Below are 23,405 nucleotides of genomic sequence, written 5' to 3' on the forward strand. Positions count from 1 at the left end.
AAACCGCCGAGTAACGGACTACTTATGTTGCGTACTGCATAGTGTCTCACTCCAGCTGCGGTCAGCCTATGGCTCCGCCGATCCAGGTTCCCAGGATGTACGTCACACCGGCGGCCGCGCCACCCAGGACCAGCTGGCGTGCGCCGCTGTACCACCAGGACCGCGCGGTGACCCGGGAGACGACCGCGCCGCAGGCGAACAGCCCGGCCAGCGCGAGCAGCACCGCGGGCCACAGGGCGGTGGCACCGAGCAGGTACGGCAGTACGGGGAGCAGCGCGCCCAGCGCGAAGGAACCGAACGACGAGACCGCGGCGACCAGCGGCGAGGGCAGGTCGTCGGGGTCGATGCCGAGCTCCTCGCGGGCGTGGATCTCCAGCGCCTGCTCGGGATCGCGCGACAGCTGCATGGCGACCTCGCGGGCGAGCGGCGGCTCGACGCCGCGGGAGACGTAGAGCTCGGCGAGCTCCTCCATCTCGTCGATCGGGTGCTTGCGCAACTGCTGGCGCTCCACGTCCAGTTCGGCGAGGACCAGTTCGCGCTGCGAGGCGACGGAGGTGTACTCGCCGGCCGCCATCGAGAACGCGCCGGCCGCGAGACCCGCCAGCCCGGTGATGACGACGACCTGCGGAGCGACGGCGCCGCCGGCCACACCGGTCATCAGGGCGAGGTTCGAGACGAGCCCGTCCATGGCACCGAAGACGGCCGGCCGCAGCCATCCACCGTTGACGTCGCGGTGGGTGTGGTTGTCGCGGTGCGCGGTGTGCAGCGGTGCTTCGATGTCGATGATGGACATGCGGCGTATCTCCCCAAATATGCGAACGGGCTGCGTGAGTCGCCCCGCTCCCCCTGAACACCTCGAAACTACGCACGATTTCTGCCGCCCGCCAGCAAGGAAGGCCGTACTTACCTGGGCTTTTGCGGGTCGGCGACCGGGTGACGGGGGTGTTCGCGGGGTGTTTCGCGACGAGCGACAAACCACATGCCATGGCACAAATCCCCCAAGGGCTCATGATGAGCCCCATCCAATGTGGGAGAGGCGCGCCATGGAGCCGATGAAGCTGATTGCATGCAATCCGCAGGTCCTCCTCGAACGGGCCAGGGGCGCTCTTCTCGGACTCGCCGTGGGCGACGCGCTGGGCGCCCCCGCGGAGAACATGAAGCCGTCGGAGATCCGGGCGAAGTGGGGCCGCATCGAGGGTTTCGTGTCGGAGGACCCGGCGGGCACGGACGACACCGAGTACGCGATCTTCTCGGGGCTGCTGCTGGCCCGCCACGGCTCGGCGCTCACCGTCTCCCACGTGGAGCGGGCCTGGCACCACTGGATCGCCGACCTCGACGAAGGCCCGTTCCGGGGCGCCGGGTTCTCGGAGCGCGGCACCCTGGAGAACCTCCGCCGGGGCCTGGCCGCGCCCATCTCCGCCCAGCACCGGCACGCGTGGTCGGACGGCCTGGCCATGCGGGCCGCGCCGTTCGGCGTCTTCGCCGCGGGCCGGCCCGCGGAAGCGGCCCGGCTCGTCGCCATCGACGGCTCGGTCAGCCACGACGGCGAGGGCATCTACGGTGGCCAGGCGGTCGCGGCGGGCGTGGCCGCGGCCATGGCGGGCGGCTCCCCCGCGTCGGTGATCTCGGCGGCCCTGTCCGTCATCCCGTCCGACTCCTGGACTGCCCGCTCCCTGCGCCGGGCGGTCACCGCCGCCCCGCGCGGCGAACGGGCGGTGCGCTCGGCGGTGGTCATCGGCGGCTACCCGTGGACCGACCTGGCCCCGGAGGCGGTGGGCCTGGCCTTCGGCGCCTTCGCCGCCTGCCGGGGCGACTTCCCGTCCTCCGTCCTCACCGCCGTGAACATGGGCCGCGACGCCGACACCACCGCGGCGGTGGCGGGCGCCCTGGCCGGCGCGCTGTCGGGGGCGGCCGCGATCCCCGCCGCCTGGTCCTCGGCCATCGGCCCGGTCCGCGGCAGCTGCCTCCCCTCGATGCGGGGCTACCACGTCCTGGACATCGCGGACCTCCTGACCCCGGAATGCGAGGCCGCCCGATGACCCTCTCCCCGGACGACCTGACCACCCCCGCCCCGGCGGACCGAGGCCCGGGAACCCTGCCCCCGGGTACGCCCCCACCCGAGCGGCGCCCCGGAGGCCTGCCCCCGGCCGGGACGCCACCGACACCGCCCCCGGCGCCCCCGACCCCGACCCCGGGTACGGGTACGGGTACGGGTACGGGTACGACACCAGGTACGGGTACGGCACCGGCGGAGCGGGGGCCCGGGGTCCTGACCCCGGGCGGTCAGACCCGGGGTCAGGCGCCGCCGCGCACGCTGCCCGCAGCACACCCGGCCCAGGCCGTCGCAGACCTGGTCACGGGGTCGGGTCCGGCACCGGCGGAGCGGCGATCGGGGGGCCTGGACCCGGGCGGTCAGGCCCGGGGGGAGGCGCTGGCGCCGCCCCCGGCCGAGCAGACCCCGGGTACGGGCCCGGCCCCGGCGGAGCGGGGCCCCCGCGGCCTCACCCCGGCCGTCGCAGACCTGGTCGCGGGGCCGGGTCCGGCACCGGCGGAGCCGGACCCAGGGGACCTGACCGCAGGGTCGGCGACCCTGGCGCCGGATCGGGGGCACGCGGCCCCGGCCGGAATGCCACCGCGCACAGCACCGGCACTGCCCCCGGGTGCGGAGGGGGGCGGGGTGGGAAGCGTCCTCGCGCCCGCTCCCGCGGCGGGATCCCGGATCGTCGTCCGGACCGGGCAGCACGCCCTGGGCACGCTCCGAACCGGGGCCGGGACCGTGACCGGGAGTCCCGGGGCCGGGACCGGGGCCGTGGTCCGGGCCGGGCAGCACGCTGCGGGCACGGCCGACCCCGCCCTGGCACAGACCCGTACGACCGCGGCCGCGGACACGACCGGGGTCGAGACGGTGTCCCGGGTCGTGGCCGGGACCGGGGCCAGGGCCGGGACCGGGGTCCTGACCCCGGAACGTTCCGCCGAGCTCCCCGCAGGGCGCCCGCGGCCCATCGAGGGCCTCCTCCTCGGGCTCGCCGCAGGCGACGCGGCCGGGTGGCCCGCCGCCCGCCACCGCGCCAGCCGGATGCCCGAGTGGACCCGCCGTCTGACCCGCGAGCTCGACACCTTCGCCGAGCAGAACGCCACGACCACCCTCCCCGTCCCCATCGCCCTCAACCAGCCCCCCGAACCCCTCCGCCTCGGCCCCTCCGACGACGCCGAATGGGCCGCCTTCGTCGCCGAGTCCGTGCTCACCGCCGCCGGTGTGCTGCTCAGCGACCTCTCCCGGTCCCGCCGCATGCGCGCCGCCATCGACCTCGCGTGGAACGCCCTCGCCTCCGAGGTCGCCGCGGCAGCGGAACGCGCGCCCGAGGTCGAGTCCGCCGTCCTCCCCCTCCGCGCCCGGATCTCCGTCCGCGCCGGCCTCGGCAATCTCGCCACCGGCCTGCGCCCGCCCGCCACCGGCCACGACAACCCGCACTACTTCGACGACGCCGCCTGCGTCCGCGCCTGCGTCCTCGCCGTCGTGCACCCCGGCGACGCCCGCGCGGCGGCCGACCTCGCCGAGTTCGACGCCCGCTACACCCAGGACGGCGACGGGGTGCACGGCGCCCGCGCGATGGCCGCCGCCATCGCCACCGCCCTCACCACCTCCGACGTCGACGCCGCCGTGGACGCCGCCCTCGCCCAGCTCCCCGAGGCCACCGAGATCGGCCGCAACGCCCGGCATGCCGTCCGCCTCGCCCGTACCCACAAGGACGGCGGCGCCTTCGCCATCGTCCCCACCCTCGAACACGAGATCGTCGACCACGTCTACAGCTACGGGATCGCCGCCGCCGAGACCGTCCCCGTGGCCCTCGCCCTCGCCACCGCCGCCCGCGGCAGGATGACCGAGGCCGTCCCGGCCGCCGCCTGCCTGTCCCGCGTCGCGGACTCCGCCCCCGCCCTGGCCGGCGCGCTGACCGGCGTCCTCGGCGGCGGCGACTCGATCCCCGCCGCCTGGCGCGAGGCCTGCCGCACCCTCTCCGGCTGCGCCCTCCCCCGCCTCGCCGGCACCGACCTCGTGGAACTCGCCGCGCTCCTCGCGGCCACGGAACTCACCTCACCCAAGGGATGATTCGGACATGACGCTCACGTTGGAGGACCGGGCCCGCGGCGCTCTCGTCGGAGCCGCCGTCGGCGACGCGCTCGGCGGCCCGGTGGAGGGCTGGACCCCGGACCAGATCGTGGAACGGCACGGCGGCCGCGTGCACGGCATCGTCGGCCCCTGGCACGAGAACTGGCGCACGGCCCGCCCCATCGCGCCGTACCACAAGGGCGACGGGCACGTCACGGACGACACCCTGATGACGCACGCGCTGGTACGGGTCTACGAGGCCGTACGGGACCACCTCGACGCCTACGCGATCGCCGAGCACCTGGTCCCCGACCTGATGTCCACGCCCCGCTGGATCCCGGAACTGGAGGCCGAGGCACTGCCGTTGCAGCGGATCTTCCTCGCCGAGAAGTGGATCGTGACCCGGCTGCACTACGCACACGCCGACCCCCGTGAGGCCGGCAGCGGCAACATCGTCAACTGCGGCGCGGCGATGTACATGGCGCCGGTGGGCATCGCCAACGCGGGCAATCCGGCGGGCGCGTACGCGGAGGCGCTGGACATCGCCGGTGCGCACCAGTCCTCGTACGGACGGGAGGCGGCGGGCGTGTTCGCGGCGGCGGTGGCGGCCGCGTGCGTGCCGGGGGCGACGGCCGCCTCGGTGGTGGACACGGCCCTGTCCCTGGCCAAGGACGGCACGCGCGACGCGATCTCGGCCGTCCGCGAAGTGGCCTCCGGCCACCGGGACTTCGAGTCGGCGCTGGCCCCGCTGCGGGCGGCGGTGACCCCGTACGACTCGGTCGGGCCGGACTACCGCAACCCGTCGCTCGGCGCCCGCCGTCCCTCCCGCCTCCATGCCATCGAGGAGCTCCCGGTCGCGCTGGGGATGCTGCTCGTCGCGGACGGGCGGTACGAGACCGCGGTGCTCGGTGCGGTCAACTACGGCCGGGACTGCGACTCCATCGCCACCATGGCGGGGGCGATCGCCGGGGCCCTGGGCGGCGAGGCCGTGGTCCCGGCCGACTGGGCCAAGCAGGTCGCCGAGGCCAGCCGCCTCGACCTGCACGCCCCGGCCGAGGCGCTGGCCGCGGTGGCCCGGGAGATCTTCGCCCTCGACCGCTCCCGCCGCCGGTCCCACGAGTCGGCCTTCACCGCGATCGCGGACCCCCGGTGACCGGCAGCACCGGTCCGGCCCCGGCCGCTCCCGCGCACCCGCCGGGTCCCCCCGACGCCCCGGCCCCGGCCCGGCGCCGCTCCCGGCCGGAGCCGGGGGCGTCCCAGGGGCCCGGCCCGGCGTGCGAGCCCCTCCGGCTCACCTGGGCCCAGCCCGAGGACCTCGTCGGGCACGAGCTGCGCCAGGCCGCGGAGGACGGCCGGGACCCGGCCGCCGCCCTCCGGGCCTGGCTCGCGGCGGGCGGCCGTCCCGCCCCCGAACGCGCCGGGTCCTCCCCCACCCCGGCCCCGCCGGAACTGCGCGCACTGGCCGCCCGCCTCCTCGACGACCTGGCGCAGCTCCCGCCCCGCTCGGCCGCCGACGAGCCCCAGTCCTGGCCCGCCATCCAAGCCACCTGGCCTCCGGCCCCGGTCGCGGTCTCGGAATCCCCCCGGCCACCCGCCGAACTCCCGACCCCCACGCCACAGCCCGGACCCGACGCCCGGCCCCCCGCGCCCGACGCCGAGTACGCGGCCCGGCCCCCTGGCCCCGCCGCATTGCCGGATCGGGCCGCACACCCGGCCGACCCCCCGACCACAGCCCCGGCCCCCAGCCCGCCGCCCGCAGGGCAGGATCCCCTGCGGCCCGCCGCACCCGACCCCGCGCCGGCCCGCGCAGCGGAACCACCACCGCCGACAGCCGGCACCCAGGCTGCCCGGGCCCGCGCAGCAGGGGCGCCACCCGTAGGGCAGGAACCCACCCGGCCCGTCGCCCCCGGCGCTGCCCCGGCCCGCACAGCGAGCACTCAGCCCCACCGGGATCCCAGACACCCGGCGGCACAGCCGCACCCCTGCCCCGACGGCCGGATCCACCAGCCCCAGCTGGGCACCAGGAACGCAGCCCCGTCCGCCCGGCCCGCCGGACAGCCGGACCCGGCCGCCCACCCGCACGCAGGCGGCGGGGAACGGGGCACCGGGGAACGGGGCACCGCCCCGTCGCCCGCAAGGCGGGAACACCTGCGGCCCGCCGCACCCCACCCCGCGCCGCCCCGCGCAGCGGAACAGCCACGGCCCGCCGGCGCGGAGCCACCGCCGCCCGCAGGGCGGGCACGGCTGGAAGCCGGCCCGCTGGAGGAGCGGCTGGAAGCCGCATGGCTGGGGCGGGCCGTCGGGTGTCTGCTCGGGAAGCCCGTCGAGAAGCTGTCCCTGGAGGGGATCCGGGCACTGGCCCGCGCCGCCGGCAACTGGCCGCTGAACGACTGGTTCAGCGAACGCGGCGTCCCGCCGCACGTGCTGGCCGCGCACCCCTGGAACCGCCGCTCCGCCCCCACCTCCCTCGCCGAGAACATCGACGGCATGCCCGAGGACGACGACCTCAACTACCCCCTCCTCGGGCTGCTCCTGCTCCAGCGCCACGGCAAGGGCTTCACCACCGCCGACGTGGCCCGCCTCTGGCTCGACGAGCTGCCGGCCGGGCGGACCTTCACCGCCGAGCGCATCGCCTACCGCAATCTCCTCCTCGGCCTGGAGCCGCCCGTCACCGCCACCCACCACAACCCCTTCCGCGAGTGGATCGGCGCCCTCATCCGCGCCGACGTGCACGGCTGGACCAATCCGGGCGATCCGGCCGCAGCCGCGGCCCAGGCCTACCGGGACGCCGCCCTGACCCACACCGGCAACGGCGTCTACGCCGCCCTCTTCGTCGCGGCCGCCACCGCCACCGCCGCCACCGGCCGGTCGGACGTCCACACCGCGCTCCGGACCGGGCTGGCCCACGTACCGCCCCGCTCGCGCCTCGCCGAGGCCGTCCGCTTCGGGATCCGGGCGGCCCGCACGGAGCCGGAGGACTTCGACCTCGTCGTCGACCGGCTGCACGCCCGCTACGGGCACTACCACTGGGTCCACGCCGTCCCCAACACCGCGCTGATCGCCGCCGCCCTCACCCACGCCGACGGGGATTTCACCCACTCCGTCTGCCGCGCCGTGTCCGGCGGCTGGGACACCGACTCCAACGGGGCCACGGCCGGTGCCCTCGCCGGGCTGCTCGCCGGCTCTCCGGAGGCCCTCCCGCACCGCTGGACCGCGCCCCTCAAGAACCGCCTCGCCACCACCGTCCCCGGCTTCGACGGCATCGGCTTCGACGCCCTCGCCCACCTCACCGCACAGGAGGCAGCACGCTCATGACGGCCATCGCCGTGCTCGGCAGTACCAACATGGACCTCGTCGCCTACGTCCCCAAGGCCCCCCGCCTCGGGGAGACCGTCACCGGCCGGGCCTTCCGCACGGTCCCCGGCGGCAAGGGCGCCAACCAGGCCGTCGCCGCCGCCCGCTCCGGCGGGGACGTGGTGATGATCGGCGCGGTCGGGGCCGACGAGTTCGGCGTACGGCTGCGCTCCGCGCTCACCGCGGCCCGGGTCGACACGGCGGCCCTGCGCACCGTCGAGGGCGCCAGCGGCACCGCCCACATCACGGTGGACGACGAGGGCGGCAACAGCATCGTCGTCATCCCCGGCGCGAACGCCGCCGTCACCGGTCTGGAGGCGGGGGACGAGGCCCGGATCGCCGCCGCCGGTTCCCTCCTCCTCCAGCTCGAACTGCCCCTCTCCGCCGTCCTCGCCGGGGCCCGCGCCGCCCGCGCGCACGGCGTCCGTACGGTGCTCACCCCGGCCCCCGCCCAGCCGCTGCCCGCCGATCTGCTCGCCGCCACCGACCTCCTCGTCCCGAACGAGCACGAGGCGGCGGCCCTCACCGGCCTCACCGACCCCCTGCAGGCCGCCGAGGCCCTGCTGGCCGAGGTGCCCGAGGTGGTGATCACCATCGGGGCGGCGGGGGCGCTGTACGCCGCCCGCGGCCGCGAGCCGCTGACCGTGCCCGCGCCCCGGGTGCGGGCCATGGACACGACCGCCGCCGGGGACACCTTCGTCGGCGCCCTCGCCGTGGCCCTGGGCGAGGGCCGGCCGATGCCCGAGGCCCTGCGCTGGGCCTCGGCGGCGGCCGCGCTCTCCGTCCAGCGACCGGGAGCCCAGGACTCGATGCCGACCCGCGCCGAGACCGACGTCTTCGCCGCGGCGCAGCGCGGAGCCGCCTCGTGACCTCCACCGGGCCGCTGGCAGGGCTGCGCGTGCTCGACCTGGCCACCCTCTTCGCCGGGCCGCTGACCGCCACCCTGCTCGGCGACTTCGGAGCCGAGGTCGTCAAGGTCGAACACCCCGGCCGTCCCGACCCCTCGCGCGGCCACGGCCCCGCCAAGGACGGCATCGGCCTGTGGTGGAAGCTCCTCGGCCGGAACAAGCGGACGATGACCCTCGACCTGTCCACCCCGGGCGGCCGGGACACCCTGCTGCGCCTCGCCGCCACCGCCGACGTGGTCGTCGAGAACTTCCGCCCCGGCACCCTGGAGAAGTGGGGGCTGGGCTGGCCCGAGCTGTCCGCCGCCAACCCGCGCCTGGTCCTGGCGCGCGTCACGGCCTTCGGCCAGCACGGCCCGTACGCCCACCGTCCGGGCTTCGGAACGCTCGCCGAGGCGATGAGCGGTTTCGCCGCGATCACCGGGGAGCCGGACGGGCCGCCGACCCTGCCGCCCTTCGGGCTCGCCGACTCGATCGCCGCGCTGACCTGCGCGTACGCCGTGATGACCGCCCTCGCCGGGCGGGACCGCACCGGGCACGGCCAGGTCGTGGACCTGGCGATCGTCGAGCCGATCCTCACCGTGCTCGGCCCGCACCCGCTCTGGTACGACCAGCTCGGCTACGTCCAGCCGCGCACCGGCAACCGCTCCACGAACAACGCCCCCCGCAACACGTACCGCAGTGCCGACGGGCGCTGGCTGGCGGTCTCCGCCTCCGCGCAGTCCATCGCCGAGCGGGTCGTGCGGCTGGTGGGCCGGCCCGAGCTGATCGCCGAGCCCTGGTTCGCGACCGGCGCCGGGCGGGCCCGGCACACGGACGTGCTGGACGAGGCGGTCGGCGGCTGGATCGCCCGGCACAAGGCCGAGGAGGTGGTCGCCGCGTTCGAGGACGCCGAGGCGGCCGTCGCCCAGGTCTACGACGTGCGGGACGTGATGGCCGACCCGCAGTTCGCGGCCCTCGACACGATCACCGAGGTCGAGGACCCGGAGCTGGGCCCGCTCCGCATGCAGAACATCCTCTTCCGGCTCTCCGAGACCCCGGGCGGGATCCGCTGGGCGGGCCGCCCGCACGGCGCGGACACCGACGAGGTCCTGACCGAGCTCGGGCTGACCGAGGCCGAGATCACCGCACTGCGGACCGAGGGAGCCCTGTGATCCTGACCTGGCTGTACGCGCCCGGCGACCGCCCGGAGGTGGTCGCCAAGGCCCTCGGCTGCGGGGCGGACGCCGTCATCGTCGACCTGGAGGACGCGGTACCGGCCTCGCGCAAGGAGTACGCCCGCGCCGCGACCGCCGAGCTGCTCGCCGAGCGGCCCCCGCTCCCCGTCCACGTCCGCGTCAACGCCCTGGACTCCCCCTGGGGCGGCGCCGACCTCACCGCGCTCGGCGGGCTGCACGGCCTCGCGGGGCTGCGGCTGCCCAAGATCAGCGCCCCGGGGCAGATCACGGCCGTCGCGGAGCGCACCGGCGGGGTGAACCTGCACGCCCTTCTCGAATCGGCCGTGGGCGTGGAGCGCGCGTACGAGATCGCCCGCGCGCACCCCGCCCTGCGCGGGCTCTCCCTCGGCGAGGCGGACCTGCGGGCCGACCTGGCCGTCAGCGCGGAGACGGGCCTGGACTGGTGCCGCTCCCGGGTGGTGGTCGCGGCCCGGGCCGCGGGGCTGACGCCCCCGGCGCAGTCGGTGTTCCCCGACATCCGGGACCTGGAGTCGCTGGCCGTCTCGTGCGCCCGCGGCCGCTCCCTGGGCTTCTTCGGCCGGGCGGCGATCCATCCGCGCCAGCTCCCGGTGATCGAGCGGGCCTACCTCCCGGCGGACGAGGAGGTCAGCGCCGCCGTGGAGGTGCTGAGCGCGGCCCGCGCCACGCCGGGTGCGCTGGCGCTGCCCGACGGCCGGTTCGTGGATCCGGCGGTCGTGGCCGCGGCGCACCGCACCCTTGCGCTCGCCGCTCGCATGGCCGCCCGCTGACCCCGGCCTCCGCCGGGCGGAGCCCCCGCCCGGGGCTCCGCCCCGGACGCCGCATGCTGACCCGCCGCGACACCGCCTCCCGGGCTCCGCCCGAAACCCGCGCGGCGCCCGCCGGGACCGCGCGCGGCGCCGTGTCCCAGGGCTCCGCCCCGGACCCCGCGCCTCAAACGCCGGCGGGGCTGGATCTGTCGCGGCGCCATGTCCCGGGGCTCCGCCCCGACCACGCTCGAACGCCGGCGGGGCTGGACTCGGCGAACGCGAAGGGGGGTGCCGCGGTGTACGCGGCACCCCCCTTCGGGGAGCGATCAGGTCAGCGCTTGCCCGGCTCGGGTGCCTCGGACCCGGCCTTGGCGGGGGCGTCCTTCGTCAGGACGGGCGTCTTGGCCTCGGCGGGCTCGGGCTTCTCCGCGTCAGCGGCTTCGGCGGTGGCGTCCGCGTCGGCCGGAGCCGCGTCGTCACCGTCCTTGCCGCCGGAGGTGTCCGGCTCGACGACCGACTCGCGGCCCGGCCGCAGCTTCGCCGACAGCACCAGGTAGACGACCGCCAGCACGAAGACGACGATCGAGGTCCAGACGTTCAGCCGGACACCCAGGATGTGGTGCGCCTCGTCGACGCGCATGTACTCGATCCAGCCGCGGCCGACGCAGTACGCGGCGACGTACAGGGCGAAGGCCCGTCCGTGGCCGAGCGTGAAGCGGCGGTCGGCCCAGAGGACCAGCAGCGCGACACCGATGCACCACAGCGACTCGTACAGGAAGGTCGGGTGGTAGGTGCCGGCGTCCCGGTTCGGGCCCGCGGTGATCTCCACCGCCCACGGCAGGTCGGTGGCCCGGCCGTACAGCTCCTGGTTGAACCAGTTGCCCCAGCGTCCGCAGGCCTGGGCCAGCGCGATACCGGGGGCCAGGGCGTCCGCCCAGGCCGGCAGCGGGATCCCGCGCAGGCGACAGCCGATCCAGGCACCCACCGCGCCGAGCGCGATGGCGCCCCAGATGCCGAGTCCGCCCTCCCAGATCTTGAAGGCGTCGACCCAGTTGCGGCCCGCGCCGAAGTAGAGCTGGTAGTCGGTGATCACGTGGTAGAGGCGACCACCGACCAGGCCGAAGGGCACGGCCCACACGGCGATGTCCGCGACCGTGCCCGGCTTTCCGCCGCGCGCGATCCATCGCCTGTTGCCGAGCCAGACGGCGACGAAGACGCCGATGATGATGCAGAACGCGTAGCCGCGGAGCGGGATCGGTCCGAGATGGATCACGCCGGTCGACGGACTGGGGATGTAAGCAAGGTCCATGGCAGACATGACGCTACCTTGCCGGGCGGTGCGCACCGCAACCCGCCCGGCAAGACGAAACCAAATCCAGACATGGAACCGGCTGCGGTCAGTCCTCCGAGGACCCGCTGGAGGAACTGCCTGAGGTCCCACCGGTGGACCGGTTCGAGGAGCCGCCGGACGAGGATCCGCCGGACGAGGACCCGCCCGATCCCGTACGCGAGGCCGACGGCGAGGCCTTCGCCCCGGCCTTGTCCCCGGCCTTGTCCCCGCCCTTCGCTCCGGATCCGGGGGTCGCGCTGCCCGACGGTGAGGCCTTCTCGGCCCCGGCCCCGGCGTCCGCGCCTCCCGAGCCCTTGGCCGCGGCCTCTACCTGCTCCTTCAGCTTCTGCGGGGTCACCTGGTTGGCCTGGTCGGAAAGGATGTCCTTGCCGTTCAGCAGCACGGTCGGGGTGCCCCGGAACCCTCCGGTGGTGAAGGCGGTGTCCGACTTGGCCACCCAGCTGTTGTGGGTGCCGTCCTCGACACACGAGCGGAACTCGGGGGTGTCCAGCCCGTCGACCTTGCCCGCCAGTTCCAGCAGCTTGGCGTTCTTGCCGAAGGCGTCGTCGATCTCCTGCGGCTGGTTCTGGAAGAGGAGGTCGTGGTACTCGGTGAACTTGCCGGCGTCCTGCGCGCAGGCCGCCGCGTTGGCCGCCTTCAGCGAGCCGCTGCCGCCCATCCTCCGGTCGATGAGCGTGACCAGGTGGTAGTCGACCTTGAGCAGCCCCTTGGCCTCCAGGTCGTGGATGACGTCGCGGTAGTTGTCCTCGAAGAACTTGCAGGAGGGGCAGCGGAAGTCCTCCCACACGGTGAGGGAGGACTTCGCCTCGGGCTTGCCCGCCTGGATGGCGAGGGCGTCCTTTCCGGTGGCCCCGGAGGGGGCGACCACCGGGCCCGCCTTGGCGGAGCCGCTCTTGCCGGTGTTGGCCGCGATCACGCCGACGACGGTCGCCAGGCCGAGGACGCCGACCACCGCCGCCGCCACGACGAGGGTCCGCCGGCGCTTGTCCCGGGTCTTCTGCCGCTCGCGCTCCACGAGGAGTCGTTCCCGGGCCGATCGTTTCGTCGCATCGCGGTTCGCACCGTCGTTCTTCTCGCTCACGTTCCGCCAAACGAAGCAGGGAGGCACTCGCGTGCCTCCCTGCCCGCACTTCCACCCGATCGGGCTACAGAACCCGATCAGACATCCGTGGCTGTGATCGAACGCGCGTCAGCTCCGGCGTACGCCTTGCGCGAGCTCGCCGGCGAGCGCCCGTACGGCGTCCAGTCCGGCCGGCAGGTCCGGCGCGTCCAGGAGCAGCTTCACGAAGGCCGAGCCGACGATGACGCCGTCGGCGAAGCCCGCGACCTCCTTGGCCTGTACGGCGTTGGAGACGCCGAGTCCCACGCAGACCGGGAGCTCGGTGGTGGCGCGGGTGCGCCGGACCAGGTCCTGGGCCTGGTTGCCGACGGACTCGCGGGTGCCGGTGACTCCCATGAGGGAGGCGGCGTAGACGAAGCCGGAGCCGGCCGCCGTGATGGTGGCCAGGCGGGCGTCCTTGCTGCTGGGAGCCACGACGAAGACGGTGGCCAGACCGTGCTTCTCCGCGTGCTCGCGCCACAGCGCGGACTCCTGCACCGGCAGGTCGGGCAGGATGCAGCCGGCGCCGCCCGCCGCCGCCAGCTCGGCCGTGAACCGCTCGACGCCGTAGCGGTCGATGGGGTTCCAGTAGGTCATCACCAGGACCGGGGCCCCGGTCGCCTCGTGCGCCTCGCGGACCGTGCGGATCACGTCGGCGATCTTGACTCCACCGCGCAGGGCGATGTCGTCGGCGGTCTGGATGATCGCGCCGTCCAGCACCGGGTCGCTGTGCGGGAGGCCGATCTCGACCACGTCCGCGCCGCCCTCGATGACGGCCTTGACCGCCTCGATGGCGCCGTCGACGGTCGGGAAGCCCGCCGGCAGGTAGGCGACGAGGGCCGCGCGGTCCTCGGACTTCGCCTTGGCGAGGGTGTCGCTCAGCAGCTGGAGGTTTCCGGTGCTCACTTGTTCTCCCCCTCGCCGTCGTACAGCCCGAAGTAGCGGGCCGCCGTGTCCATGTCCTTGTCGCCGCGACCGGACAGGTTGACGACCAGCAGGCCGTCCTTGCCCAGCTCCTTGCCCAGGTCGAGGGCGCCCGCGAGGGCGTGCGCCGACTCGATCGCCGGGATGATCCCCTCGGTGCGCGAGAGCAGGCGCAGGGCCTGCATCGCCGCGTCGTCGGTGACGGCGCGGTACTCGCCGCGGCCGGAGTCCTTGAGGTAGGAGTGCTCCGGGCCGATGCCCGGGTAGTCCAGGCCGGCCGAGATGGAGTACGGCTCGGTGATCTGGCCCTCCTCGTCCTGCAGGACGTAGGAGCGGGAGCCGTGCAGGATCCCGGGCTCGCCCGCGGTCAGCGTGGCCGCGTGCTCGCCGGTCTCGACGCCGTGCCCGGCGGGCTCGAAGCCGACCAGGCGGACGCCGGCGTCCGGGATGAAGGCGTGGAAGAGGCCGATGGCGTTGGAGCCGCCGCCGACACAGGCCGCGACGGCGTCCGGCAGCCGGCCGGCGCGCTCCAGGATCTGGCGGCGGGCCTCGACGCCGATGACCCGGTGGAAGTCGCGGACCATGGCCGGGAAGGGGTGGGGGCCGGCGACCGTACCGAAGAGGTAGTGGGTCCGGTCCACATTGGCGACCCAGTCGCGGAACGCTTCGTTGATCGCGTCCTTGAGCGTCCGGGAGCCGGACTTCACGGCGATGACCTCGGCGCCCAGCATGCGCATACGGGCCACGTTGAGGGCCTGGCGCTGGGTGTCGATCTCGCCCATGTAGATGGTGCACTCAAGGCCGAAGAGCGCGCAGGCGGTGGCGGTGGCCACGCCGTGCTGCCCGGCGCCGGTCTCGGCGATGACGCGGGTCTTGCCCATGCGCTTGGTGAGCAGCGCCTGGCCCAGCACGTTGTTGATCTTGTGCGAGCCGGTGTGGTTCAGGTCCTCGCGCTTGAGGAAGATCCGGGCGCCGCCGGCGTGCTCGGCGAAGCGGGGCACCTCGGTGAGGGCGCTCGGGCGGCCGGTGTAGTTGACCATGAGGTCGTTGAGCTCGGCCGCGAAGGCCGGGTCGCCCTTGGCCTTCTCGTACTCGACGGCGACCTCGTCCACGGCGGCGACGAGCGCCTCCGGGATGAACTTGCCGCCGAAGTCGCCGAAGTAGCCCTCGGCGTTGGGAACGTGACCCTCCGGGTCCGGAATGAAGAACTCGCTGGACATGTCCAGTGCTCCTACGGGTGCGAGATGCGGCGGGGTGGGTTCACCGTATTGCGCCGCCCGCCCGTGCCGCGCACACCCCGCTGGGGGATGTCGTGCGTACGGTGCGGAGCGGCCCGCGTCCGGGGCCGGCGGCCCGGGACATCAGGCCGTACGGGAGCTGCGCGCGGCGCGGTACGTCTCGCGTACCGGACCGCGGCGGCCCTCGTTACAGCGCGCCTCCGCGGCGCCATCGCATGCCGTTGACCTGACCGGGCTCGGAGCCGATCACGTACCGGACCCGCCGCCCGTGCACGCGCCGGGCCGGGGCGCGGCAGCCGCGGGGGCGGCAGCCGCGCGCCAGGGGCGCGTGAGCCGTCGGCACGGCGACCGGGCGGGAGCCCGGCCGGGTGCGGACGCAGGAGCGGTCGTGGGCCATGGGTACGGGTCAGCTCCGCCCGTGGCGCAGGGCGGGGTGGGCACCGGCGGCGACGAGGTCGGCCACGGCCGCCTTCGGGTCGCGGCCGGTCACCAGGGACTCCCCGACGAGGACGGCGTCGGCGCCCTCGTTGGCGTAGGCGATCAGGTCGTGCGGGCCACGGATGCCGGACTCGGCGATCTTGACGATGTGGTCCGGGATCTCGCCGACGACGCGCTCGAAGGTGGAGCGGTCGACCTTGAGGTCCTTGAGGTTGCGGGCGTTGACGCCGATGATCTTGGCACCGGCGGCGACCGCGCGCTCCACTTCCTCCTCGTCGTGAACCTCGACGAGCGGGGTGAGACCGATGGACTCGGCCCGCTCGATGAGGGAGACGAGGGCCTCCTGCTCCAGGGCCGCGACGATCAGCAGGACGAGGTCGGCGCCGTAGGCGCGGGCCTCCCAGAGCTGGTACGCCGTGACGATGAAGTCCTTGCGCAGGATCGGGATGTCCACGCGGGCGCGGACGGCCTCCAGGTCGGCCAGCGAGCCGCCGAACCGGCGCTGCTCGGTGAGGACGGAGATGACCGCCGCACCGCCCGCCTCGTAGTCCGCGGCGAGCCCGGCCGGATCGGCGATGGCGGCCAGCGCGCCCTTGGAGGGGCTGGAGCGCTTGACCTCGCAGATCACCTTGACGCTGTCGCCGCGCAGGGCAGCGACGCCGTCCTTGGCCTGGGGCGCCTTGGCGGCACGCTCCTTGAGCTCGTCGAGGCTCACGCGGGCCTGCCGTTCGGCAAGGTCTTCGCGGACCCCTTCGATGATCTCGTCGAGCACACTCACGCGAGCGGCCCCCTTCCGGGTCGATGACGGTCGGCCGCCTTGCAGACAAGTACAGAAGCAAGGCCGGCATTCAAATGGTATCCGCAGGAGGCGTTGCCCTCCGCACGCGGTTGACGCTGTCCCAGTAACTGGACATTCGGAATCCGTGCTTCATAGGGCCTGCCCAGGGGGCTCAGGGCGCCAGAGCTGAGCCGAAAGAGAGATTTCGGACAATGACGAAAACCAGTGCCAGCGCACCGAGCGCCCACCAGTACCTCGGACGCAGGACGATCCTCGGGGTCGGCCCGCCGCGGAACGCGCGGACCAGCCACAGGACCATGAACCCCGCGAAGACGAAATAGCCCGCGACCGCGAGCGCGTTCGCCCCGAGAGCGGTGACCAGATCGCCCTGCGCGAACGCGTGCGCGCTGCGCAGGCCGCCGCAGCCCGGGCACAGGATGCCCGTCAGCCGGAACGTCGGGCACACTGGGTAGTGGCCGGGCTCGTTGGGATCCACGGCGCCCACGTACGCGAAGGCCGCGGTGACCCCGGCCAGGTAGAACGCCGGGACGGCGAGCCGCCGGGCCCGGGACGGGGACGGCCGCCCGGCGGGCCGCCCCGGCGCCGCGGGCACGGGTGCCGGTGACGGCGGGGCATCGGGGGTACGAGAGGCGTCCACCTGCTGATTCTCTCCGCTCATGACAAAAGGCGCAGCCCGGCGGGGCCGCGCCTTTCGGCTGCGTTGCTTCGAACCGCGTCGCTGCGGACCGCGCCGCTCGCGCGCTCAGACCTTGGCGGGAACCTTGGAAGCGGCGATGACCTCGGCGAGGTCCTTGTGGGCGGGCTTCGGCGCGCCCAGGCCCGCGGCCCGCATCCCCAGGCCGACGACACCGCCGAGCGCGACGACGACGAGGCCGGCCCAGAAGCCGAGCGGGTTCGCGATCACCATGAAGGCGCCGGAGATGCAGAAACCGATGAAGGCGATGATGACACCGGTCCAGGCGGCCGGGGTGTGTCCGTGGCTAGTGCCCGCCATGAGTTGCTCCTCGTTGCTCTGTCGCGCTGCTGTGTCGAACGTGCGGTCTGTGTCGGACGCTCGGCGACCATTGTCCCGCACCGGGCGGCTTCGCCGTCCAGGGGGGTCGGGTCAGTGGGCCCGGCCGGCGCCCGGGTCGGTGGTCGGGTCCTCGCCGCGGTCCAGAGCCTTCCACAGATCTTCCGGCCGGTCCGGATCAACCGCTGCGACAGTCCGGGCGCGCGGGCTGCCGTCACGCTCGTAGCGGCCTCCCATGGAGGGCCAGCTCCGGCCGAAGCGCAGGGCCAGCAGACCGGCCGCCAGGATCAGGACCGCGCCGGCGGCCGTGACGTAGGGCCAGGTCGTCTGGGTCAGCCCGGCCACGTGCGCGGCGCTGTCGGCGGTCGTACGGACGGCCTGCGCGTCCAGGGCGCGGCGGCCGTCGGCGCCGAGAACGGCCGACAGGGCCGCGCCCAGGCCGCTGAGCGCGAGCAGCCCCGACACCAGCAGCCGGCTCTTGCCGCGTACGGCGAAGACGGCGACCAGCGCGGCGAGGCCCACGATGGCCAGCGCCGCGGGGAGGCCCGTGACGGCCCGCCCGTCGGCGGTCAGCTGGAGCGAGTCGCTGCCGATGGCGGCGGTGCCCCGGGCCCAGGTCCGGCCGGAGGCGAGCAGGACGACGGTGGCGCCGAGGGCGCCGAGCAGCAGGGCGACGGCCACACTGCGGCGGCCGCCGCGGCTGTCGGGAGCCTCGGGCTCGGACTCGGCGTCGGCGTCGTTTCGGGGCGGGGGTACGGCACTCACGTACCCCACTATCCCTTACGCCCTCAGGAGCCGTGGAGGCGGTTCGCCGCTCCCACCGCGCGCAGCACGGCGGCCGCCTTGTTCCGGCACTCGTTGTCCTCCAGCTCGGGCACCGAGTCCGCGACGACACCGGCTCCGGCCTGCACGTACGCCGTGCCGTCGCGCAGCAGCGCGGTGCGGATGGCGATGGCCGTGTCGGAGTCCCCGGCGAAGTCCAGGTAGCCCACACAGCCGCCGTAGAGGCCGCGGCGGGAGGGCTCCAGCTCCTCGATGATCTGCATGGCGCGGGGCTTGGGCGCGCCGGAGAGGGTGCCGGCCGGGAAGCAGGCGGTGAGCACGTCGAAGGCGGTCTTCCCCTCGGCCACCCGCCCCGTCACGGTGGAGACGATGTGCATGACGTGGGAGTAGCGCTCGATCGACATGAAGTCGACGACCTCCACCGATCCCGGCTCGCAGACCCGGCCGAGGTCGTTGCGGCCCAGGTCGACGAGCATCAGGTGCTCGGCGCGCTCCTTGGGGTCGGCCATCAGCTCGTCGGCGAGGTCGTTGTCCTCCTGCGGGGTCGCGCCGCGGTGGCGGGTGCCGGCGATGGGGTGGACCATGGCCCGCCCGTCCTCGACCTTGACCAGCGCCTCGGGGCTGGAGCCGACCACGTCGAAGCCGTTCTCGAAGCGGAAGAGGTACATGTACGGGGACGGGTTGGTGGCCCGCAGCACCCGGTAGACGTCCAGCGCGGAGGCGTGGCAGGGGGTCTCGAACCGCTGCGAGGGCACCACCTGGAAGGCCTCGCCGGCCCGGATGCGCTCCTTGATGTCCTCGACGGCCGCCTGGTACTTCTCGCCGCCCCACAGGGCGGAGAACTCGGGCAGCTCGGAGGCGGGCAGCGCGGCCGGCACGTAGGGGGCGGGCCGCGCGAGGTCGGCCTCCATCGCGTCGAGGCGGGCCACGGCGTCCGCGTACGCCTCGTCGACCCCGGAATCGAGGTCGTTGTGGTTGATGGCGTTGGCGATGAGCTGGACGGTGCCGTCCCAGTGGTCGAGGACCGCCAGGTCGGAGGTGAGCAGCATGGTCAGCTCGGGCAGCTCCAGGTCGTCGGCGGTGTGCTCGCCGATGCGCTCCAGGCGGCGCACGATGTCGTAGCCGAGATAGCCGACCATGCCGCCGGTGAAGGGCGGCATGCCGCCCGCCAGGTCGCGGGGGGTGTGCAGGGCCTCGACGGTGGCGCGCAGGGCGTCGAGGGGGTCGCCGTCGGTGGGTACGCCGACGGGCGGGGTGCCGATCCAGTGCGCCCGGCCGTCCCGGGCGGTCAGGGTGGCGTCGCTGCGGACCCCGATGAAGGAGTACCGGGACCAGGAGCGGCCGTTCTCGGCGGACTCCAGGAGGAAGGTGCCGGGGCGTTCGGCTGCCAGCTTGCGGTAGAGCCCGACGGGGGTGTCCCCGTCGGCCAGCAGCTTGCGGCTCACGGGGATGACGCGGCGGTCGGCCGCGAGCTTGCGGAACGTCTCAAGATCCATTTCGGGGGACCCTACCTAGTCGGCTGCGCGGAGGAGGACATCTTCGTCGAAACAGGTGCGTGCCCCGGTGTGGCAGGCCGCTCCGACCTGGTCGACCTGGACGAGCACGGTGTCGGCATCGCAGTCGAGCGCGACGGATTTCACGTGCTGGAAGTGACCGGACGTATCCCCCTTCACCCAGTACTCCTGGCGGCTGCGGGACCAGTAGGTGCAGCGGCCGGTGGTCAGGGTGCGGTGCAGGGCCTCGTCGTCCATCCAGCCGAGCATGAGCACCTCACCGGTGTCGTACTGCTGGGCGATGGCCGGGACCAGCCCGTCCGCGGAACGCTTGAGGCGCGCGGCGATGGCGGGGTCGAGGTTGCCGGGGCGGGGGGACGTACTCATGTGGACATTGTGCCGGGCCGGGGCGGGGGTATTGATCCGCGTCCGCCTGATGGGCGGGTGTTCGGCGGGTTCCCGCCGTAGGCTGGCACGCATGTCTACCCATGCGAAGCGTGAACGCCTGCTCCTGGCGGACCTGTTGGAGGCGGCCGGTCCGGAGGCCCCCACGCTGTGCGCCGGCTGGACCTGTCGCGAGCTGGCCGCGCACGTGGTGGTCCGCGAGCGGCGGCCGGACGCGGCGGGCGGTCTGCTGCTGAACGTGCTGAAGGCCCGCCTGGACAAGGCGATGGAGGAGTACGCGGCCAAGCCGTACGAGGAACTGATCCAGTTGATCAGGACCGGCCCGCCGAGGATGTCGGTGTACGCGCTGAAGCAGATCGACGAGGCGGCGAACGCGGTCGAGTTCTACGTCCACGCGGAGGACGTCCGCCGGGCGCAGCCGGACTGGTCCCCGCGGGAGCTGGACCCGGTCTTCTCCGACGCGCTGTGGTCCCGGCTGGAGAAGCTGGCACGCCTGACGGGCCGCCGCTCGCCGGTGGGCCTGGTGCTGAGGCGTCCCGACGGGCGGACGGCGGTGGCGCACAAGGGTGCGCCGGTGGTGACGGTGACGGGCGAGCCGGGTGAGCTGACGCTGTTCTGCTTCGGCCGCCAGGCGGCGGCGTCGGTGACGCTGGACGGCGAGAAGGAGGCCGTGGCCAAGCTGACGGTGGCGGCCCTGGGCATCTGACCGGGCGGGTGCGGGTCCTGTTCCGGGTGCGGCCCGGCGGCCGCAGGCGGAACAGGACCCGCACCGCCCGGCCAGGGCACCCCGCGGCCACCGGGCCGCACCCGGGGCAACGAGGGCAGCGCCGCGAAACGGCAGGCCGCGCCGGAGGCGAAGGTCAGCGGACGGGGTGGCCCGCTTCGCGGAGGGCGGATTTGACCTCGGCGATGCGCAGGTCGCCGAAGTGGAAGACGGACGCCGCCAGGACCGCATCGGCACCCGCTTCGATCGCCGGGGCGAAATCGGCGAGGCGGCCCGCGCCGCCCGAGGCGATCACCGGGACCGTGACGTGCTTGCGCACCGCCGCGATCATCTCGACGTCGTAGCCGTCCTTGGTGCCGTCCGCGTCCATAGAGTTGAGCAGGATCTCGCCCGCGCCCAGTTCGGCCGCCCGGTGCGCCCACTCGACCGCGTCGATGCCGGTGCCCTGGCGGCCGCCGTGCGTGGTGACCTCGAAGGTCCCGGCGGCCGTGCGGCGCGCGTCCACGGACAGGACGAGGACCTGCCGGCCGAAGCGCTCCGCGATCTCCTGGATCAGCTCGGGGCGGACGATGGCGGCCGTGTTCACGCCCACCTTGTCCGCTCCGGCCCGCAGCAGCTTGTCCACGTCGTCCGCGGTGCGGACGCCGCCGCCCACCGTGAGCGGGATGAAGACCTGCTCGGCGGTGCGGCGCACCACGTCGTACGTGGTCTCGCGGTTCCCGGAGGACGCGGTGATGTCGAGGAAGGTCAGCTCGTCGGCGCCCTCGGCGTCGTACAGCTTGGCCATCTCCACCGGGTCACCCGCGTCGCGGAGGTTCTGGAAGTTGACGCCCTTGACGACCCGGCCGTTGTCCACGTCCAGGCAGGGGATCACGCGTACGGCGAGGGTCATTCCGCCACCGCCTTGAACGCCTCGACCTCTACCTCGACGACCATGCTGGGGTCGACGAAACCGGAGACGATGAGCATGGTCGCGGCCGGGCGGACCGCGTCGAAGAGTTCCTTGTGGGCGCGGCCGACCTCGTCCACGTCGCGGGCGTGGGTGAGGTACATGCGGGTGCGCACCACGTCCTCGGGGCCGAGTCCGGCCTGGGCGAGGGCCTTGAAGGCGACACCGAAGGCGGCGACGGCCTGGTCGTACGGGCCGCCCGCGTCGGCCGCGGTGCAGCCGGATACGAGCACGAGCCCGTTGGGCAGCTGCACGGCGCGGGAGTACGCGATGACGTCCTCGTACGGGCCGCCGGAGGAGATGCGGCGCACCGCGGAGTCGGGGGAGCTGCTCATGCGGAGACCACCTTCAGGGCTTCTTCCAGGGTGAAGGCCTTGGCGTACAGGGCCTTGCCGACGATCGCGCCCTCGACGCCCAGCGGGACCAGCTCGGACAGCGCCCGCAGGTCGTCGAGCGAGGAGATGCCGCCGGAGGCGACGACGGGCCGGTCGGTGGCGGCGCAGACGTTCTTCAGCAGCTCCAGGTTGGGGCCGGTGAGCGTGCCGTCCTTGCCGATGTCGGTGACGACGTACCGGGCGCAGCCCTCGGAGTCCAGGCGGGCGAGGGTCTCGTAGAGGTCGCCGCCCTCGCTGGTCCAGCCGCGGCCCTTGAGGGTGGTGCCGCGGACGTCGAGGCCGATGGCGATCTTGTCACCGTGCTCGGCGATGGCCTTGGCGGCCCACTCGGGGGTCTCCAGGGCGGCGGTGCCCAGGTTGACGCGGGTGCAGCCGGTGGCGAGGGCCGCGGCGAGCGTGGCGTCGTCGCGGATGCCGCCGGAGAGTTCGACCTTGATGTCCATGGCGCGGGTGATCTCGGCGACGAGGGCGCGGTTGTCACCGGTGCCGAAGGCGGCGTCCAGGTCGACCAGGTGCAGCCATTCGGCGCCGGAGCGCTGCCAGGCGAGGGCCGCTTCCAGCGGGGAGCCGTAGGAGGTCTCGCTGCCGGACACCCCGTGCACGAGGCGGACGGCCTGTCCGTCGCGGACGTCGACCGCGGGCAGGAGTTCGAGCGTGGGTGCGGTCATCACAGGGTCTCGATCCAGTTGGTGAGGAGCTGGGCGCCGGCGTCGCCGGACTTCTCGGGGTGGAACTGCGTGGCCCACAGGGCCCGGTTCTCCACCGCCGCCACGAAACGCTCGCCGTGGGTGGCCCAGGTGACCTTGGGGGCGCGGATCAGCGGGTTGGTGATTTCGAGGGTCCAGTCGCGCGCCGCGTAGGAGTGCACGAAGTAGAACCGGGCGTCGGCGTCCAGGCCCTTGAAGGCCTGGCTGTCGGCCGGGGCCTCGACGGTGTTCCAGCCCATGTGGGGGACGATCGGGGCCCTGAGCGGGCCGACCGTGCCGGGCCACTCGTCCAGGCCCTCGGTCTCGACACCGTGCTCGATGCCGCGCTCGAAGAGGATCTGCATGCCGACGCAGATGCCCATGACCGGGCGGCCGCCGGAGAGCCGGCGGCCGATGATCCAGTCACCGCGGGCGTCCTTGAGGCCCTGCATGCAGGCGGAGAAGGCGCCGACGCCGGGGACGAGGAGTCCGTCGGCGTCCATGGCCTTGTCGTAGTCGCGGGTGATCTCGACGTTCGCGCCGACGCGGGCGAGGGCCCGCTCGGCGGAGCGGACGTTTCCGAAGCCGTAGTCGAAGACGACGACGTTCTTGGTGGGGCGGACTGCGCTCATTCCCAAATTCCCTGGATTCGCAGGACTCCGGCGGCGAGGCACATCGCGGAGGCGAGGGCCAGCAGGATGATGACCGACTTGGGCATCTCCTGCTTCTGGAAGGAGTAGACGCCCCCGGCCAGGAACAGGCCGAGGACGATCAGGATGGTGTTCAGGCCGTTCACG

24 protein-coding genes and 1 pseudogene are annotated in these 23,405 nt (G+C 74.1%); 8 read left to right on the forward strand and 17 right to left on the reverse strand.

The features are described 5' to 3' along the window. Window positions 1–61: 61 nt before the first annotated feature. Window positions 62–793 (reverse strand): VIT1/CCC1 transporter family protein, encoded by a 732-nt coding sequence (locus ACFY04_RS01010; RefSeq protein ID WP_314248841.1) that lies wholly within the window; start codon window positions 791–793, stop codon window positions 62–64. A 259-nt stretch (window positions 794–1,052) separates the two neighbouring features. Here ACFY04_RS01010 and ACFY04_RS01015 point away from each other — a divergent pair, with 259 nt between their 5' ends. The 7 genes from ACFY04_RS01015 to ACFY04_RS01045 all read left to right on the forward strand — a co-directional run bounded on the left by ACFY04_RS01015 (window position 1,053) and on the right by ACFY04_RS01045 (window position 10,333). Next, complete coding sequence (locus ACFY04_RS01015; RefSeq protein WP_301371725.1) at window positions 1,053–2,039, forward strand: ADP-ribosylglycohydrolase family protein; 987 nt, start codon at window positions 1,053–1,055, stop codon at window positions 2,037–2,039. A 587-nt stretch (window positions 2,040–2,626) separates the two neighbouring features. Next, window positions 2,627–4,108, forward strand: coding sequence for an ADP-ribosylglycohydrolase family protein (locus ACFY04_RS01020; RefSeq protein ID WP_389113905.1), 1,482 nt, complete (start codon window positions 2,627–2,629; stop codon window positions 4,106–4,108). Between the two features lie 7 nt (window positions 4,109–4,115). Further along, the gene (locus ACFY04_RS01025; protein ID WP_389113618.1) at window positions 4,116–5,261 is read left to right on the forward strand and encodes an ADP-ribosylglycohydrolase family protein; all 1,146 of its coding nucleotides are present in this window, start codon (window positions 4,116–4,118) and stop codon (window positions 5,259–5,261) included. An 860-nt stretch (window positions 5,262–6,121) separates the two neighbouring features. Continuing rightward, on the forward strand, window positions 6,122–7,423 hold the full coding sequence (locus tag ACFY04_RS01030) for an ADP-ribosylglycohydrolase family protein (RefSeq protein ID WP_389113906.1): 1,302 nt from the start codon (window positions 6,122–6,124) through the stop codon (window positions 7,421–7,423). Continuing rightward, entirely contained in the window at window positions 7,420–8,331 is a 912-nt protein-coding gene (gene rbsK, locus ACFY04_RS01035) for a ribokinase (protein ID WP_389113619.1), read from the forward strand. Before ACFY04_RS01030 ends, rbsK begins: the two co-directional genes overlap by 4 nt. Then, window positions 8,328–9,521 carry a CaiB/BaiF CoA transferase family protein gene (locus ACFY04_RS01040; RefSeq protein ID WP_389113620.1) on the forward strand — a complete coding sequence of 398 codons (1,194 nt, stop codon included), beginning with the start codon at window positions 8,328–8,330 and terminating at the stop codon, window positions 9,519–9,521. The genes rbsK and ACFY04_RS01040 overlap by 4 nt, the downstream gene beginning before the upstream one ends. Then, the gene (locus ACFY04_RS01045) at window positions 9,518–10,333 is read left to right on the forward strand and encodes an HpcH/HpaI aldolase/citrate lyase family protein (protein ID WP_389113621.1); all 816 of its coding nucleotides are present in this window, start codon (window positions 9,518–9,520) and stop codon (window positions 10,331–10,333) included. Before ACFY04_RS01040 ends, ACFY04_RS01045 begins: the two co-directional genes overlap by 4 nt. A gap of 310 nt (window positions 10,334–10,643) precedes the next feature. Here ACFY04_RS01045 and lgt read toward each other — a convergent pair whose 3' ends face one another. The 11 genes and pseudogenes from lgt to hisI all read right to left on the reverse strand — a co-directional run bounded on the left by lgt (window position 10,644) and on the right by hisI (window position 19,836). Then, the gene (gene lgt / locus ACFY04_RS01050; protein ID WP_389113907.1) at window positions 10,644–11,621 is read right to left on the reverse strand and encodes a prolipoprotein diacylglyceryl transferase; all 978 of its coding nucleotides are present in this window, start codon (window positions 11,619–11,621) and stop codon (window positions 10,644–10,646) included. 331 nt (window positions 11,622–11,952) lie between these two features. Beyond that, a pseudogene (locus ACFY04_RS01055) lies at window positions 11,953–12,744 on the reverse strand (DsbA family protein); the annotation flags it as partial. Between the two features lie 108 nt (window positions 12,745–12,852). After that, on the reverse strand, window positions 12,853–13,668 hold the full coding sequence (gene trpA / locus ACFY04_RS01060) for a tryptophan synthase subunit alpha (protein ID WP_389113622.1): 816 nt from the start codon (window positions 13,666–13,668) through the stop codon (window positions 12,853–12,855). Continuing rightward, entirely contained in the window at window positions 13,665–14,906 is a 1,242-nt protein-coding gene (gene trpB, locus ACFY04_RS01065) for a tryptophan synthase subunit beta (protein WP_301371719.1), read from the reverse strand. Before trpB ends, trpA begins: the two co-directional genes overlap by 4 nt. 205 nt (window positions 14,907–15,111) lie before the next feature. Then, window positions 15,112–15,321, reverse strand: a complete 210-nt coding sequence (trpM, locus tag ACFY04_RS01070) for a tryptophan biosynthesis modulator TrpM (protein ID WP_351159567.1) — start codon at window positions 15,319–15,321, stop codon at window positions 15,112–15,114. A 9-nt stretch (window positions 15,322–15,330) separates the two neighbouring features. Then, the gene (gene trpC, locus ACFY04_RS01075; protein ID WP_030012837.1) at window positions 15,331–16,140 is read right to left on the reverse strand and encodes an indole-3-glycerol phosphate synthase TrpC; all 810 of its coding nucleotides are present in this window, start codon (window positions 16,138–16,140) and stop codon (window positions 15,331–15,333) included. Window positions 16,141–16,312: 172 nt separating this feature from the next. Next, a complete protein-coding gene (locus ACFY04_RS01080) occupies window positions 16,313–16,819 on the reverse strand; it encodes a DUF2752 domain-containing protein (RefSeq protein WP_389113623.1) in 507 nt (168 codons plus the stop codon). Between the two features lie 84 nt (window positions 16,820–16,903). Continuing rightward, window positions 16,904–17,155 carry an HGxxPAAW family protein gene (locus tag ACFY04_RS01085; protein ID WP_030724546.1) on the reverse strand — a complete coding sequence of 84 codons (252 nt, stop codon included), beginning with the start codon at window positions 17,153–17,155 and terminating at the stop codon, window positions 16,904–16,906. A gap of 111 nt (window positions 17,156–17,266) precedes the next feature. Then, window positions 17,267–17,947 carry a TIGR02234 family membrane protein gene (locus ACFY04_RS01090; RefSeq protein WP_389113624.1) on the reverse strand — a complete coding sequence of 227 codons (681 nt, stop codon included), beginning with the start codon at window positions 17,945–17,947 and terminating at the stop codon, window positions 17,267–17,269. A 14-nt stretch (window positions 17,948–17,961) separates the two neighbouring features. Beyond that, the gene (locus tag ACFY04_RS01095) at window positions 17,962–19,452 is read right to left on the reverse strand and encodes an anthranilate synthase component I (protein WP_351159577.1); all 1,491 of its coding nucleotides are present in this window, start codon (window positions 19,450–19,452) and stop codon (window positions 17,962–17,964) included. 15 nt (window positions 19,453–19,467) lie between these two features. Then, complete coding sequence (hisI, locus tag ACFY04_RS01100; RefSeq protein WP_030012381.1) at window positions 19,468–19,836, reverse strand: phosphoribosyl-AMP cyclohydrolase; 369 nt, start codon at window positions 19,834–19,836, stop codon at window positions 19,468–19,470. A 91-nt stretch (window positions 19,837–19,927) separates the two neighbouring features. Between hisI and ACFY04_RS01105 the strand changes: the two genes are divergently transcribed. Further along, window positions 19,928–20,560, forward strand: a complete 633-nt coding sequence (locus ACFY04_RS01105) for a TIGR03085 family metal-binding protein (protein WP_389113625.1) — start codon at window positions 19,928–19,930, stop codon at window positions 20,558–20,560. A gap of 154 nt (window positions 20,561–20,714) precedes the next feature. Here the strand turns inward: ACFY04_RS01105 and hisF are convergent, their stop codons facing one another. From hisF to ACFY04_RS01130, 5 genes are read right to left on the reverse strand one after another with little or no spacing between them, the layout of a single operon-like run. Then, complete coding sequence (hisF, locus tag ACFY04_RS01110; RefSeq protein ID WP_030724523.1) at window positions 20,715–21,470, reverse strand: imidazole glycerol phosphate synthase subunit HisF; 756 nt, start codon at window positions 21,468–21,470, stop codon at window positions 20,715–20,717. Further along, entirely contained in the window at window positions 21,467–21,862 is a 396-nt protein-coding gene (locus ACFY04_RS01115; RefSeq protein ID WP_389113626.1) for a RidA family protein, read from the reverse strand. The genes hisF and ACFY04_RS01115 overlap by 4 nt, the downstream gene beginning before the upstream one ends. After that, window positions 21,859–22,590: a bifunctional 1-(5-phosphoribosyl)-5-((5-phosphoribosylamino)methylideneamino)imidazole-4-carboxamide isomerase/phosphoribosylanthranilate isomerase PriA gene (gene priA / locus ACFY04_RS01120; RefSeq protein WP_314248824.1), complete on the reverse strand. Its 732-nt coding sequence runs from the start codon at window positions 22,588–22,590 to the stop codon at window positions 21,859–21,861. The genes ACFY04_RS01115 and priA overlap by 4 nt, the downstream gene beginning before the upstream one ends. Next, window positions 22,590–23,240 carry an imidazole glycerol phosphate synthase subunit HisH gene (hisH, locus tag ACFY04_RS01125; RefSeq protein WP_301371711.1) on the reverse strand — a complete coding sequence of 217 codons (651 nt, stop codon included), beginning with the start codon at window positions 23,238–23,240 and terminating at the stop codon, window positions 22,590–22,592. Before hisH ends, priA begins: the two co-directional genes overlap by 1 nt. Next, window positions 23,237–23,404, reverse strand: coding sequence for a hypothetical protein (locus ACFY04_RS01130; protein WP_389113627.1), 168 nt, complete (start codon window positions 23,402–23,404; stop codon window positions 23,237–23,239). Before ACFY04_RS01130 ends, hisH begins: the two co-directional genes overlap by 4 nt. Between the last annotated feature and the right edge of the window lies 1 nt (window position 23,405).

The organism is Streptomyces sp. NPDC001549 (genome assembly GCF_042894025.1).
GTDB classification, from domain to species: Bacteria; Actinomycetota; Actinomycetes; order Streptomycetales; family Streptomycetaceae; genus Streptomyces; species Streptomyces kutzneri.